General features: G+C 56.2%; 14 protein-coding genes. 4 read left to right on the top strand and 10 right to left on the bottom strand.

The features are described 5' to 3' along the window. Window positions 1–64 precede the first annotated feature (64 nt). The 6 genes from FDK21_RS04640 to FDK21_RS04615 all read right to left on the bottom strand — a co-directional run bounded on the left by FDK21_RS04640 (window position 65) and on the right by FDK21_RS04615 (window position 7526). The gene (locus FDK21_RS04640; RefSeq protein ID WP_138147643.1) at window positions 65–787 is read right to left on the bottom strand and encodes a hypothetical protein; all 723 of its coding nucleotides are present in this window, start codon (window positions 785–787) and stop codon (window positions 65–67) included. Window positions 788–825: 38 nt separating this feature from the next. Next, complete coding sequence (locus FDK21_RS04635) at window positions 826–2331, bottom strand: Ppx/GppA phosphatase family protein (protein WP_246657484.1); 1506 nt, start codon at window positions 2329–2331, stop codon at window positions 826–828. A 7-nt stretch (window positions 2332–2338) separates the two neighbouring features. Next, a complete protein-coding gene (locus FDK21_RS04630) occupies window positions 2339–4603 on the bottom strand; it encodes an RNA degradosome polyphosphate kinase (protein ID WP_114008965.1) in 2265 nt (754 codons plus the stop codon). 418 nt (window positions 4604–5021) lie between these two features. Next, on the bottom strand, window positions 5022–5702 hold the full coding sequence (locus tag FDK21_RS04625; RefSeq protein WP_114008966.1) for a hypothetical protein: 681 nt from the start codon (window positions 5700–5702) through the stop codon (window positions 5022–5024). 39 nt (window positions 5703–5741) lie between these two features. Further along, window positions 5742–6851: an AI-2E family transporter gene (locus FDK21_RS04620; RefSeq protein WP_138147641.1), complete on the bottom strand. Its 1110-nt coding sequence runs from the start codon at window positions 6849–6851 to the stop codon at window positions 5742–5744. A gap of 138 nt (window positions 6852–6989) precedes the next feature. Continuing rightward, the gene (locus tag FDK21_RS04615) at window positions 6990–7526 is read right to left on the bottom strand and encodes a CDP-alcohol phosphatidyltransferase family protein (protein ID WP_114009651.1); all 537 of its coding nucleotides are present in this window, start codon (window positions 7524–7526) and stop codon (window positions 6990–6992) included. 292 nt (window positions 7527–7818) lie between these two features. On the opposite strand from FDK21_RS04615, the gene purM reads away from it, so the two are divergent. Together purM and purN are read left to right on the top strand one after the other, a co-directional pair. Continuing rightward, window positions 7819–8916, top strand: coding sequence for a phosphoribosylformylglycinamidine cyclo-ligase (purM, locus tag FDK21_RS04610; RefSeq protein WP_138147640.1), 1098 nt, complete (start codon window positions 7819–7821; stop codon window positions 8914–8916). Between the two features lie 2 nt (window positions 8917–8918). Further along, window positions 8919–9572, top strand: a complete 654-nt coding sequence (gene purN, locus FDK21_RS04605) for a phosphoribosylglycinamide formyltransferase (RefSeq protein WP_138147639.1) — start codon at window positions 8919–8921, stop codon at window positions 9570–9572. Between the two features lie 90 nt (window positions 9573–9662). On the opposite strand, the gene FDK21_RS04600 is transcribed toward purN, so the two are convergent. Next, a complete protein-coding gene (locus tag FDK21_RS04600) occupies window positions 9663–9986 on the bottom strand; it encodes a hypothetical protein (RefSeq protein ID WP_138147638.1) in 324 nt (107 codons plus the stop codon). A gap of 308 nt (window positions 9987–10294) precedes the next feature. Between FDK21_RS04600 and FDK21_RS04595 the strand changes: the two genes are divergently transcribed. Beyond that, window positions 10295–10915, top strand: a complete 621-nt coding sequence (locus FDK21_RS04595; protein ID WP_138147637.1) for a LysE family translocator — start codon at window positions 10295–10297, stop codon at window positions 10913–10915. A 6-nt stretch (window positions 10916–10921) separates the two neighbouring features. On the opposite strand, the gene FDK21_RS04590 is transcribed toward FDK21_RS04595, so the two are convergent. From FDK21_RS04590 to FDK21_RS04580, 3 genes are all read right to left on the bottom strand, one after another. Beyond that, the gene (locus tag FDK21_RS04590) at window positions 10922–11305 is read right to left on the bottom strand and encodes a GFA family protein (RefSeq protein WP_114008972.1); all 384 of its coding nucleotides are present in this window, start codon (window positions 11303–11305) and stop codon (window positions 10922–10924) included. A gap of 136 nt (window positions 11306–11441) precedes the next feature. Then, the gene (gene ndk, locus FDK21_RS04585) at window positions 11442–11864 is read right to left on the bottom strand and encodes a nucleoside-diphosphate kinase (RefSeq protein WP_114008973.1); all 423 of its coding nucleotides are present in this window, start codon (window positions 11862–11864) and stop codon (window positions 11442–11444) included. 226 nt (window positions 11865–12090) lie between these two features. Then, window positions 12091–12780 carry a glutathione S-transferase family protein gene (locus FDK21_RS04580; protein ID WP_138147636.1) on the bottom strand — a complete coding sequence of 230 codons (690 nt, stop codon included), beginning with the start codon at window positions 12778–12780 and terminating at the stop codon, window positions 12091–12093. Window positions 12781–13016: 236 nt separating this feature from the next. Here FDK21_RS04580 and FDK21_RS04575 point away from each other — a divergent pair, with 236 nt between their 5' ends. Then, window positions 13017–14897: an ATP-binding cassette domain-containing protein gene (locus FDK21_RS04575; protein ID WP_114008975.1), complete on the top strand. Its 1881-nt coding sequence runs from the start codon at window positions 13017–13019 to the stop codon at window positions 14895–14897. The last annotated feature ends 3 nt before the right edge of the window (window positions 14898–14900 follow it).

Genomic DNA, 14900 nt, shown 5'->3' with positions numbered 1-14900 from the left:
CGTCAGCTGACATCGTCTTTTTTCAGATCCAGCGCTGCAAAAAGCCGGACGCCCCAGATACCGCTCAGGCTTCTCCCGACACCTCGCCGATCATGTCGAATTCTTCGTCCAGATCTGGCTCGATGCGCTCGGCACCGCTCAATGTGGTGTAAGGCAGCGCACCATAGCGGGCCACCAGACGGCGCCACATCTCGGCGATCATATCGATCAGCACCTGATCATCCTTCAGCACCACCTTGATTTCCAGCAACCGATCAGAATCGACCCGACAGAAAGTCAAAGCCATCTCCGAGGGCTGATCAGCCTCGATCCGGGTAACCTCGACCCATGCTGCCTGCGCGTCCTCGACCGACAATACGCTTCGGGCCATGACAAAATCCTGCCCGGGTGGGAACATGCTCTCCGCCACATCGACCAGACGCACCTCTTGCCAGCTCGGCCAAATTTCGCAAAGGAAGGCCTCCCCCTGCTCCGCATGATCCTGAGCACACCACGCGATATCGCTCAGTCCCTGCTCGACAAGGTCGGTTTCAAACGTCACACGCACTTCGGCAAGACATCGATAATCGAGCACGGAAATCCGCTTGCCAGCCTCGGTCTGGGTGATTGCACTGTCATCGCTGGCAGCGAAATAGACATACTCACCATAAGGGTCTCGGTCATGGTAGCATTGAGGCACCAGTTTGGGATCTGGCAGCACGCCTTCTTCAAGGGTTCCTTGCAGCACGACCCAAGTGACCGGGGCTGCGCCCTCAGACGCGATGGCGCTTGTGTCACTCTTGTTCATTTTTGTCTCCAGTGCCTGTTATCAGGCAACACCACTCACTATTTGACAGCAGCATCATAGCCAAGCAATCGCACAAAACTGGTAAAGCGGCGCACCAGCTTGTCATGCACCAACATTTTCAGCTCATCGGGAATATGCAGCGTCGCCACATCATCCTCAAGCGACACACGCAACTGCGGCAAAATACCGGGCAATTCCCCGGCCGCGACATGGGCAAAGCGCAGGGCAGCCCCTGTGACCCGTGCCATGGTGCGCAAATGCAAATCCGTCACCGCTCGCATCCTCAAACTCATGTTTGAACCGGACAGGCCTTCAAAGCGGAAATAGTTGGACATGGCCAGATAAGCCCGTCCCGGATGATCAATGCCGATGAAGGATCCATGAGCAATGATGTTGAGGCTTTGCGTCCCGCGATAGTCCGGATGGGCTCGCCAGCCGATGTCCGCCAACAGACAGGCCGCCCGACGCAACCGTTTTTCATAGGCGTTTTCATCCACCTTCAGCGTCCCATAGACCTGGTCCATCCAGTCTGCCAGCTCATGGGCATAAAGCGGCGCCCGAGACCGCAGAATACACAGTTCCTCGCACGCGGTGAGCAAGGGATCCTCTGCACGTTGCTCGTCGGTCAATTGTTCAAACAGATGCCCTTCACGCACCCCGAGGGAGGAAATGACCACACGCTTGGGCTTGCCGATGCGTAGCAACTCATACATCACCGCCGCACCAAAAGGCAGCAGATTGCGTCTTGCCTTGGAAACCGCTCCGATACCGGAAAAATCCTCGATATCACCGCGCATGCACTGGCGACAGAATTCCATCGCCTCATTCACCTCGATCTCATAGTGATGCATGACATTGAGCGGATAGGCGATGGAGGCCATATGCAGCTTGCCCAAAGCGCGCCAGGTGCCTCCGACGGCATAGAAGGTCTTGCCCTTGAGGTCGGCCAGTTCGGCAGATTCATCAAGAGATTTGCGGGCGATCTCCATTGCCTTCTTGGTCGAACCGTTGGCCATTTCCCGAATGCGCAAGCCACCCAGCGGATAGGTTGACCCGGTACCAAGTGCGTGCCCGGCAACATCAATCAGCTCAAGGCTGCCGCCGCCAAGGTCACCGACCACGCCATCAGGCTCCAGCATCGCAGACATCACACCACGAGCGGATTTGCGGGCTTCATCCTCACCGGACAGCACCTGCGGCGCAACACCACATATCTCTTCGACCGCAGTCAGAAAGGCAGAACCATTCTTGGCATCCCGCGCCGCAGCAGTGGCCAGCACATGCACGTCTCGAACCCCGGAATGATCCAGCATGAAGCGAAACCGCCTGAGCGCATTCAACGCCGCTTCCACCGACTTCTTGTCGAGTTTGCCACTGGAGGCCAAGCCCTTGCCAAGGCCGCAAAGCTGCTTTTCGTTATACATCGGCACAGGCGCCCGTGCGAGGCGCTCATACATGACAAGACGCACGGAATTGGACCCGATATCGATAACGGCGACAGGGACGGATCCGGCGATCCGGCCCTGAATGGTGAACTTGTCCAAGGGATTGTTACCCTTGGACCCGGTCGGTAAATGCTGTTGGAGCGTCATGTTCTAGTGAGTCACCTCGGCCCGACAGGCTGGGATTGGTCATGAAGAATTTATGGGCGTTGAAAGGTTCTTCCCCTTCCGCTGCCCGGATGCGACGCGACGACCCATCCGGCAGGATTTCCCAGCTCTGCTGGTTGTCCATCAGGTTGGCTGCCATGATCTGATCCAGCACCTGCGCATGCACTGTCGGATTTTCCACCGGAATGAAGGTTTCACAACGACGGTCCAGATTGCGCGGCATCAAATCAGCCGACCCCATATAAATCACTGCATCCGGGTTTGGCAATTCCTTGCCGTTGCCGAAACAGACGATTCTGGAATGTTCAAGGAAGCGACCCACAATCGACTTCACCCGGATGTTGGAAGACAGGCCCGGCAATTGTGGCCGCAGGCAGCAAATACCGCGGATGACCAGATCGATCTTCACCCCGGCCTGACTTGCGCGATAGAAGGCATCAATCAGTTGCGGATCCACCAGCGAGTTGGCTTTGGCCCAAATCCGCCCCGGACGTCCCTGTCTGACATGTTCGATTTCCTTCTCGACATAGTCAATCAGGGTGCTACGCAAGGTATATGGCGAGACCAGCAGATGCTTCAGTTCGGCCGGTTCGGCATAGCCGGTGATGAAGTTGAACACCCGGGCCACATCCATGGCGATTTCTTCGTTGGCAGTGAAGAAGCTAAGATCGGTATAGATTTTGGCGGTGATGGGGTGATAGTTGCCAGTGCCCGTATGGCAATAGCTCACCAGACGCCCCCCTTCTCGACGCACCACCATTGACAGCTTGGCATGGGTCTTCAGCTCGATGAAGCCGAACACCACTTGCACCCCGGCGCGTTCCAGATCGCGCGCCCAGCCGATATTGGCCTCTTCGTCGAACCGGGCCTTGAGCTCAACAAGAGCCGTGACAGACTTGCCCGCTTCGGCCGCTTCCACCAGAGCGCGGATGATCGGCGAGTTTTTCGATGTGCGATAGAGCGTCTGCTTGATTGCCATCACATCCGGATCACGGGCGGCCTGCGTGAGGAACTGCGCCACCACATCAAAGCTCTCATACGGATGATGGATGATCAGATCCTTTTCCTTGATCGCCGCAAAGCAGTCGCCATTATGCTCGCGTATCCGCTCAGGGAACCGGGCAATGTAGCGTTTGAATTTGAGGTCCGGGCGATCGATATCAACCAAATCCGAGAGATCATTGAGCGCCAGAGGCCCGTCGATCTCAACCATTTCGTCTTCCACCACATCGATCACCCGGGCAATGAAGGCCCGCAATTCCGGTGGGGTACTGGCTTCGATTTCCAATCGGATGACCGATCCGCGGCGGCGGCGCTTCAGCGCGGTTTCAAAGTGCCGCACCAGATCTTCCGCCTCTTCCTCGATCTCGATGTCCGAGTCGCGAATGATCCGGAACGCGCCAAGTCCCTTGACATTATAGCCCGGAAAGATCTTGTCGATGAACAAAGACACCACCTGCTCGACCCGGATGGATCGATTGCTTGATGGTCGATCCTCAAGGCTCGGCAACATGACAAACCGGTCAAGGGTGTGCGGCATGCGAACGATGGCGGTCAGATGCTCATGATCATCGGTGGCTTCGAGATTAAGCACCAGTGAGAAGCCCAGATTGGGAATGAAGGGGAACGGATGCGCCGGATCAACGGCAAGCGGAGTCAGAACCGTGAAAATCCCCTCAAGGAAGACCTTTTCCAGCATCTCCATATCAGACGCCGTCAGATCCTCTGGCTCGACCATATAGATGTCTTCGCCTTCAAGCTCCTGCCGCAGGGCACGGTAGCGCTCCTGCTGACGATTGACCAGTTCGGTCACCGCCGCATTGACCTTGACGAGCTGCTGGCTCGGCTCCATCCCGTCGGCACTGACCGAATGGACACCGGCACGCACCTGACCTTTCAGGCCGGCCACGCGCACCATGAAAAACTCATTGAGGTTGTTGGCCGAAATGGACAGGAAGCGCAGACGTTCCAGCAATGGATGTGCGGGATTTTCGGTTTCTTCGAGCACCCGGCTGTTGAAGCCGAGCCAGGACAGCTCGCGGTTGACAAAACGCCCGGGGCTGCGCATCAGCGCCTCGATTTCCTCTTCGGTGGGAAGCAGGTCATCCAATGCACCCTCGCCTGCAGCGTCATTGGCCTGCTGCGGCTCTGGAGCGTTGTTGTTTTGGTCGATAGTCTCAGAAGTCGTTTCGAATGTGTCAGACATAAACCTCTGCCCGTTGCTGTCTCGTCCGAAACAAACCGTCCGAAGCACAAGCTTCACCCGGCAGTCCGGTTCCCCACCCAAGCGCCATGGATCGATCATTTCAACAAAGTACCGACCCTTGGCATGTGAAAAGCAAGTGTGCCACCGCAGCCACCACCACCCGCCAATCGCCGACCCGAATGGGTCAAAAAACGGCAGGAAAGACAGCAGACAGCGACGACGCCAGATCGAAGTCACGCCTCGGATTCATCATGTGAATCACGTGCGCAACCGGACCCAGCCAATATAGGCCTAGCATAGCATTCTTGTGACGTTTGCCTCAATCCCAATGAAACCAAAGCAGCATTGTGAACAGGCATCTAGCGGCACCTGTCAACGCTGCCATTGCATCGAAAAGAGAGACACGACAGACCGGAGCCTAGATCACCCCGTCATCCAGTTCCTTGAGAATTGTCGAGGCGAAGGGGCGCGTGATGGTACGCCGCCGCGCAAGCGCCTCCCGGTCAATGGCATCAACCACCTTCAAGGCCGCGGCAATCGATCGCTCCATCCTGAGGACAATGAACTCGATCACCGCAGGGTCCGGTGCCAATTGCCGATCAGCAAACAGCTTGACCAGCACCGAGCGCAGCAACTCATCATCGGGCTCGAAAATTTCAACCGGGGTGGTCAACCTGAGACGCGACATCAGGTCCGGCAGAGCCACACCCCACGCATCGGGCCATTCCCGTGCTGTGATCAATACATAGGCCCCAGCCTCGCGGGCAGAGTTCAACAGGTGAAACAAGGCTGTATCATCGCGCTCCGGCCCATCAGCATCTTCCACAACGATTGCCCCACCCGCGACCAGCTCCGTCGGATCACTGCTATTGAGCTCTTCTAGGCTGACAATCCGCGCATTGCAGCGTTCTTGCCAGATGCGTGCCAGATGCGATTTTCCCGCACCAACAGGCCCGGCCAGCAGCAACCAGGTCGAGGGCCAATCCGGCCACAGGTCGATCATGTCGAAGGCAGCCGCATTCGATGGCCCGGGCAGGAAATCCTCCCGCCCCATTGCCGTCTCATGCGGCAGCCGCAATGACATTTGATCACCCTGCATTCAGCTTCATGCTCCTGTGCGAGAAGAGTGGAAGGCTTCTCAAGCCTCGTCTTCGGTTTCGTCTTGTGGCTTCAACACAAGGTTTCCCTTGGTGCCTCGATAGAGCGGTGACTGAAGATATTGCTCAAGAATGTAGCGAATGATGACGCCGACAGCAGCAGCTGCTGGCACAGCAATCAACATGCCGACAAATCCAAACAGCGAACCAAAAGCCAGCAAGGCAAACATCAGCCAGACCGGATGCAACCCGACCCGTTCCCCCACGAGGCGAGGCTGCAGGATGTTGCCTTCCAAAAACTGGCCAATGGCAAAAATACCAAGGGCCAAGCCAATCGGCAGCGGTTCCGGCCAGAATTGCACGATTGCCACCCCACCGGCCACCAACAGCCCCAACGTCGCCCCCACATAGGGGATGAAGCTGATAACGCCCGCCCCGAGGCCAATCAGCAGGCCAAAATTCAAACCAAGCAGCGACAAGCTGACCGCATAGAAGACCCCAAGAATAAGACCAACGGTAATCTGCCCGCGCACAAAGCCCGAAACACTCTCGTCCATCTGATTGACCAGACGACGGATCGTATATTGGTGATCCCGTGGCAACCACCCGTCAATGGTGGCAACCATCCGGTCCCAATCATACAGCAAATAGAAGGCAACCACCGGTGTGATCACCAACAGAGCCAGCATGTCGATCAACGCCTGACCGCCATTCCACAAGGACTGAATCAACGTCCCGATCCATTTCGCCCCCTGCCCCATCAGGTCCTTGATATTGTTCTGCACGCTGGCGGCATCGAAGTCAGACAGGAAACGCGGCAGAAAGTCGGAACTCGAAGTGAGGATCAGTTTCTGCAAGGAAGCCATGTAGCTGGGGAATTTCTCGGCAAATCCGGCCATCTGGTTGGCCAGTGTCGGCACCAGCACCACCAGCATCATGATGAAGAACAGAACGAACACCATCAACACCGACACCGTCGCCCACATCCGGTTCATCCCCAGACGCTCAAAGGCATCGGCAACCGGATCCAGCAAATAGGCAAGAGCCATTCCCGCAACGAAAGGCAGCAGGATGCCCCGAAAGACATAGAGGCTGACAATCATCACCACCAGCGCGACGAGCCAGACGGTAAACTGCTTTTGCAAAGTCATGAATGTCGCTCCAATCGAAACAGGTGCTCAAAGGGCTTTCGGACAGTCGGTAGCTTCGTCTCTAGCCATCCACCATGGCCATAGCAAGCCCATTGTCAGGCTTATTCCGAAAAAGTCGCCGCCAACCCTCATGAACGATCACTCGGCCCGCGCCATGTGACCAACCCAGTCCACCATGTAGGCAATCGCCGATGTGACCGTGAAAATCACCACGACATTGCCCAGAATATCACGTTCCCCATTCAGCGACAGGAATGCCCCAAGCTCCGCCAACACCAGACCCGCAAACAGGATCTGCACAGTCGTGTTGGCCTTCGAGATCATCAGCGGCTTCATCGGCACGGGCTGATCCAGCATCCAGGACAGAACCACAGCGCCGACAATCAGTATATCGCGACTGACCACCGCGATCACCACATGAGTGGGAATTTCCAGCATGAATCCGAGCGTCACATAAATGCTAACCATCAGCGCCTTGTCGGCCAGCGGGTCCAGATAGGTCCCCAGCACCGACTGCATATTGAATTTGCGCGCCAATATTCCGTCAACCGCATCTGACGCCCCAGCCACAAGAAAGGTCCAGAAGGCGAGATCATAGCGCCCTTCCACCAGCAACCAGACGAGCAATGGCACCATCAGCATCCGGGCAATCGTAATGATATTGGGTAGGGTCAAAATTGGAACTCTTTTTGTCTTGTCATATTTCTTTTTGTCACGGAGAACGAGCGAGGGCAGGAAGTGCGCCAGCACCGAGGCGACCAGCCAACCCAAGGGCTGGTCTGAATATGCGAACAATGGCGGCAACACCTCTCCCTATTTGGGCACTTGCTGAGTGATTTCCAAGCGTTAATCCACCTTCCAAAGGTGCAAATCGTGCTTTTTTTGAACAAGACTTGCTTTTGACTGCAAATTCGTGTGTGTCAGGGAAAATGCTATTTGCCTCTGCCCATTCTTTCAGGATGCTACCATGTCAGACCAGACGAACAAGCCGACCCAGTCCCCGGCTCAGTCCAATCATCTCACCTATGCCGATGCTGGCGTGGATATTGACGCAGGCAACGCCCTCGTGCAGGCCATCAAGCCCATTGTCAAGGCAACCGCTCGCCCCGGCTCGGATACCGATATCGGCGGATTTGGTGGATTGTTCGATCTGAAGGGTGCGGGCTTCAAGGACCCCATTCTGGTGGCTGCCAATGATGGTGTCGGCACCAAGTTGAAAATCGCCATTGAAACCGGCAAGCATGACACGGTCGGCATCGATCTCGTCGCTATGTGTGTCAATGACCTGATTGTTCAGGGCGCTGAGCCGCTATTCTTTCTCGACTATTTCGCCACCGGCAAACTGGATGTCGAGGCCGCCACCGATGTGATCCGCGGCATTGCCGAGGGCTGCAAGCAGGCTGACTGTGCGCTCATCGGTGGCGAGACGGCTGAGATGCCGGGCATGTATGCGGATCAGGATTATGATCTGGCTGGCTTTTCCGTGGGTGCTGCTGAGCGTGGCAGCCTGTTGCCGCGCAAGGTCGAAGCTGGAGACAAGCTGATCGGTCTGGCTTCTTCCGGCGTTCATTCCAACGGCTTTTCGCTGGTCCGCCGCATTCTGGAGACCAACGGCCTGACTTTTGCTGATCCCGCTCCTTTCGCCGAAGGCAAGAGCATTGGCGAAGCTCTGTTGGAGCCAACCCGCATTTATGTCAAGCCGATCCTCAAAGCTCTCAAGGAAAGCGAAGGCATCAAGGCGCTGGCGCACATCACCGGCGGTGGCTTCCCTGAAAATATCCCACGCGTTCTGCCGGACAATCTGGCCGCTCACCTTGACCTTGCTGCGGTTACCCCGCCTGCCGTCTTTGGTTATCTGCAAAAGCTCGGTGGCGTTGCCGACAAGGAAATGCTGCGCACCTTCAATTGCGGCGTTGGCATGATTGTCGTCACCGATGAAGCCAATGAAGACGCCGTGATGGCCAGCCTGAAGGCCGCCGGTGAAAACCCGATTGCCCTTGGCTCTCTGGCCCCGCGCGATGGCGATGCGGTCATCTATGACAGCATGATCTCCTTCGGAGACTGATCATGAGCGCTCAGAAGAAACGCACAGCCATCCTGATTTCGGGCCGTGGCAGCAATATGGAAGCCATTCTGGCAGCGGCCCGCGCGACCGACTATCCTGCCGACATCGCCTTGGTGCTGGCCAACAAGCCCGACGCCAAGGGGCTGGAAACGGCTGAGACTGCCGGTATCAAAACCGCTGTCGTCGATCATCGCCCCTTTAAGGGCGACCGCGAAGCCTTTGATTCCGAGATCCATCGCATTCTGGAAGACAATGATATCGAGCTGGTGGTGCTGGCTGGCTTCATGCGCATCCTGACCGCAGGCTTTGTTGCCAAGTGGGAAGACCGGATGCTCAACATCCATCCGTCCCTGCTGCCAGCCTTCAAGGGCCTGCACACCCAACAGCGGGCGCTGGATACCGGCTGCCGGGTTGCTGGTTGCACCGTGCATTTCGTTCGTGCCGACATGGATTCCGGCCCCATCATCACCCAAGGGGTGGTGCCAGTGCTCGATGGCGACGACGAAGACAGCCTCACCGCCCGCATCCTCAAGGTCGAACATCAAATCTATCCCCGCGCAGTCGCGCTGGTCGCGGCTGGCAAAGTCTCGGTCGAAGGCATGCGCGTGCAGATCAATGACGACGCACTCGACGGATCCATCGCGCTGATCAATTGATTGGTATTTGTCAGATCAAAAACCCCGCGCGACACGTTGTCAGGCGGGGTTTTGTTTGTTCATTGTCTGTCAGCAGTCGTCAGACGACATTCACTTGCTGCATTTGGCATAATTGGTCAGAACGATCTTCTTCTGCGCGCGCGAAAGATCACTATCACTGCGCGCCTCTGTCAGTTCTTCCTTTGACAGGCTTTTAACATAGGCCTTGGCCGCACAGCGGCAATCGCCCAAAATCCCCTTTGTCTCGCCATTTTTGGCCCGCTTCCATTGGTCATAGAGGCAATAGTCGACCACACGGGCGCGATAATCATCCACCGACAAAACCCGATCGTCAGCACTGGCTCCTGCGACAGACATCGACAGGGTGGAAACAGCAAACAAAGCAACACAAACATTGCTGAGCATTCTGGACATCACAAACTCCTGGCCTCTCGGCCTCAACATTATCACTTGGGAGAGGCATCCTCTCCACCAATCATTCAAACCACCAGAAAGCAAATTCTGGCTGCTCAGAGCATCACACCCGCAACAGTTGGGTTTCATACTTTCCCAACGTCAACCACGATCACTTTAGAGATTCCACTCTCACAGGCAAAGCAAGATATGAGTATTTTCCCAAGCTCGCCACTTGCCATGGGCAAAAATCCGATCTACCAGTGAAATGCAATCCCATTTTCGCGCGTTTCACATCGAACGCACGACCGATCTTTCGAGAATTGTCCATGAGCATTGAAACCTGGCTGCTGTTTGTCGCCCTGTCTGTCCTACCTGCCTTCAGCCCCGGTCCGAGCCTGCTGCTGACCCTGTCCAACGCCTTGCGTTTTGGTGGAGTTTTGCCAATCTGGTCGGCTACGGGCAACACAATCGGCATGGCCATCATCGGTCTTGGCGTGACCTTCGGCCTTGGCGCCCTGATGGCCACCTCCAGTACAGCTTTTCTGGTGCTCAAGATTGTCGGAGGATGCTATCTGGTCTGGCTCGGCATCAAGACCTGGCGCGACAAGTCCTCTTTCGAAATGACCTCGGAAATGGTCAAGCTTCCCAGCCGGCGCGGAATCTTTTTGACCGCTCTTGGCGTGGCGGTGACCAATCCAAAAGCCATTGCCGTACAATTGGCGATCATCCCGCCTTTCCTGTCTGATCCCACCACCCTGCATCGCGATGGCGCAATCATGGCCGTGACCTATGCCCTAATGTGCCTGATGAGCCATCTCAGCGTCGTCATGCTCTCCAGCCGCTTGCGTGGTTTCTTCTCCAATGCCAAGCGCATGCGCTATCTGCGCCGCGGCATCGGCGCCACCTTCATGAGCTTTGGTGCAGCTTTGGCCGCAGCCAGCCGCTAAGACGACCTAGTATTTCTGGATTTGCGGCGCATCATCGTCGATTGTGTAATAGTCTCCCTTGTCCTTGACGAAGATATGCTTGCCAATCTCTAGGCCAGTCGGCGCGTCAAGGCAGCCAGCGGCGATTCCAATGCCCTCTTCATCATTCATCCGATAAAACAGGCTTGAGCCGCAGAACCGGCAAAAACCACGCTTGGCGAAATCAGAGGACTCATACCAGGTCAGCCCTTCTTCTTCGATGAACGTGACCTGATCAAACGGTGCATGGGTCGCCGCCCAAATATGGCCGCTCGACCGTCTGCACATCGTGCAATGGCACACATTGAGTTCTTTACGCACCGTTTCGACCTCAAACCGCACCTTGCCGCAATTGCATCTTCCTGTATTCATTTTGCCCCCCGTCTCGGCTTTTCAGTATGAATCCTTAAAGCATACTGGCTGCTCACGATTAGCCAAGCACCAACCAACAAAAAAAAGCCGCCTGCATCACGCAGACGGCCTTTAACAAGATCAATCGGAAATCCGATTAGCCAACGAGTTCGTCGTCGGAGAAGAAGAACTTGATTTCTTCTGCAGCGGTTTCCGGAGCGTCAGAACCATGGACGGAATTTTCGCCGATGGACAGAGCAAATTCCTTGCGGATGGTGCCTTCAGCAGCTTCTGCTGGGTTGGTGGCGCCCATGACTTCGCGGTTTTTCGCGATGGCATTTTCGCCTTCCAGAACCTGAACAACAACAGGCTCGGACATCATGAACTCAACCAGCTCACCAAAGAAAGGACGCTCTTTGTGAACAGCGTAGAAGCCTTCAGCCTGTTCCTGAGACATGCGGATGCGCTTGGAAGCAACGATACGCAGGCCAGCTTCTTCAAACTTGGCGATGATTTTACCGGTCAGGTTACGCTTGGTTGCATCCGGCTTGATGATGGAAAAAGTGCGTTCAATAGCCATCGAAAGAATCCTCGTGAGATATCAGATATGCGAAAAGCCCCATCACAAGAACAGAATTCCATAGAGATTTCTGCCTATTTTGCGGGCCGAATTTGGCCGCTATATAGCCGCCTGAGCATCGGCCTGCAAGCCCCTTTCCCATTTCAGCCCGGTCGCCCGCCACTCCTCAACGGATTTATGCCATATAGTCGAGGCCTTCGCGCCTTTCGCAGCATTTCGTCGCATCTCACGTGAATTTTGCCTTTCGACCCAGACCGTCATAGAGATCCAAGCAACGCTCGAACCATTGAGCCACCGGGTCGTCCGCTTCAAGGAAGGCAAAGTCCGAGACCATCCGCCCCCACTGGAACGAGCCAAAGACACAATAATCCGCATAGATCGGACTGTCGCCACCGATGAAATCCTGTTTGCGAATGGTCAGCCGCAAAGGCAGCAGACTGTCGCGAAAACGCTGGATGGCATCTTCCGTGCGATCCACCACTTCATGCAACTGCTTGCCAAAGCGTTTTTCTCGGCTCTGTCGGAAATAGGCTTTGTCCGCTTCGTTCAACCCGTCATAGATATCGAGCAAGGTGAATCGGGCAATCTGGGCATCCACTGTCGCATTGGTCCACCAATGCATGAACTGCGCTGTTCGAATGCCGCCTTCACCACGAAACAGACTGGGAGCATCTGGATAGGCCTTTTCCAGATATACGGCGATCTCGAAGGATTCCCGCACCACACTGTCTTCATCCACCAACACCGGCAGGGTTGTTTGCCCGCCCCCTTCGATGGTTCCGATTTCAGTAAAGAGGGTTGGCACCGTCTCACATTCCAATTGCTTGTGCGCCAGCGCCATCTTTGTGCGCCAGCAAGCGGGCGAAAACCGAAACGCCCGGTCCGCGCCGCACAGGTCATAAAGTTTGATGGTCATGCTCTTGTCTCCAGACGTCTGACCCCGATGGCTGGTTCGAACATCGGGGCCTTATTGGCCTCAGAGTTTGCAACGCGCCATGGCCGATGACCAGTAATTTTCCGGTAAGTGGACATTTTCCCACTCACGTCCGTGTGTTTTCCTCACCACGTCCCGCACAAATGTTCCGGGATAAAAGCCACCACCCCAGTTGTGCGATTGCCAAGGGGCGGGAAATGGGGCACAAGGCAGGAATTATGCTTCATATCAATAATCTCACTTTCCGCATCGCTGGCCGCACTCTGTTTGAGGAAGCCACCCTCGTCATCCCCGAAGGCGCAAAAGTCGGCCTCGTCGGGCGCAATGGCACGGGCAAAACAACCCTGTTCAAAATCCTCGTTGGCGAACTCAGCCCCGAAAGCGGCACGGCCTCGATCCGCAGGGGTGCCCGCGTCGGACAGGTGGCACAGGAAGCCCCTGCCAGCGACGAGACACTGCTGTCGTTCGTCCTTAAGGCAGACAAGGAACGCACGGCGCTGTTGGCGGAAAGTGAAACGGCCACCGACCCGGACCGCATTGCGGAAATCCAGTTGCGACTTGCCGACATCCACGCCCATTCGGCCGAAGCGCGTGCGGCCACCATTCTCCACGGTCTGGGCTTTGATGCAGAGGCACAGGCCCGCCCGACCAAGGATTTTTCCGGTGGCTGGCGGATGCGCGTGGCGCTCGCCGCCATTCTCTTCTCCGAGCCAGACCTGTTGCTGCTCGATGAGCCGACCAACTATCTCGATCTGGAAGGCACTCTGTGGCTTGAGGCCTATATCGCACGCTATCCCTATACCGTGATGATCATCAGCCACGACCGAGACCTGCTCAACAAGGCGGTGGATCACATCGCCCATCTTGATCAACTCAAGCTCACCGCCTATCGCGGCGGCTATGATCGCTTTGAACGCACCCGCCGCGAAAAGCTTGAATTGCAGCAGAAAATGCGCACCAAGCAGCTGGAACAACGGGCGCATATGGAAAAGTTTGTCGAGCGCTTCCGCTACAAGGCCACCAAGGCCAAGCAGGCCCAGAGTCGCCTGAAGGCCTTGGAGAAAATGGCTCCGATTGCCGCCGTTATGGAAGACCACATCCACCCCATCACCTTCCCCAACCCGCAAAAGACCATGGCCCCGCCGATCATCCGGATGGAAAAGGCCTCAGTGGGTTATGAGCCGGGCAAGCCGGTTCTGCGCAATCTCAGCCTGCGCATCGACCCCGATGACCGTCTCGCGCTTCTGGGCGCCAACGGCAACGGCAAATCAACCTTTGCAAAGCTGATTTCCGACCGCCTACAAATCGATGCTGGCGATATTTTCCGCGCCAACAAGCTCGACATTGCCTTCTTCGCCCAGCACCAGCTGGACGAATTGCGCCCCAATAACAGCGCCTATGATCACGTCCAGCCTCTGATGCCCGACGCACCAGAAGCAAAGGTTCGGGCGCGGGTGGCCAATATGGGTCTTGGCATCGAGAAAATGGATTTGCCCGCCAAAAGCCTGTCAGGGGGAGAAAAAGCCCGTCTGCTGCTGGGTCTGGCCACCTTCCACGGCCCTCATCTGCTCATCCTCGATGAGCCGACCAACCATCTGGACATCGACAGCCGCGAAGCACTGGTCCATGCAATCAATGATTATGAAGGGGCAGTGTTGCTCATTTCCCATGACCGCCATCTGATCGAGGCCTGTGTCGACCGTCTGTGGCTGGTCCATGACGGCACTTGCAAGCCCTATGATGGGGATCTGGAGGATTATCGCCGCCTGCTGCTTGCCACCCGCAACAATCCCGACAGCACGGAAAAAGCCAAAAGCGCCAGTGGCGAGAGCAATCAGGCCATCGAAAAACGCCGCTCTGCAGCAGAAAAGCGCAAGGAACAAGCCCCTCTGCGCCGCAAAATACAGGCGGCCGAGCGCGACATGGACAAGATCCGCGACCGCATGGCCAAGATCGACGACATGCTCGCCGACCCGGACCTGTTTGCCAAATTCCCCGAAAAAGGCGCGAAATTGTCAAAAGACCGCTCTGATCTGTCAGACCTGCTCGAAAAGATCGAGGAGAAATGGCTGGAAATGAGCGAAGAAATCGAGGACTAGACC

This window comes from Cohaesibacter sp. CAU 1516 (assembly GCF_005771485.1).
Classification (GTDB): Bacteria; Pseudomonadota; Alphaproteobacteria; order Rhizobiales; family Cohaesibacteraceae; genus Cohaesibacter; species Cohaesibacter intestini.
Note: the sequence above shows the minus strand (reverse complement) of the source record. Positions and strands in the feature narration are given on the sequence as shown.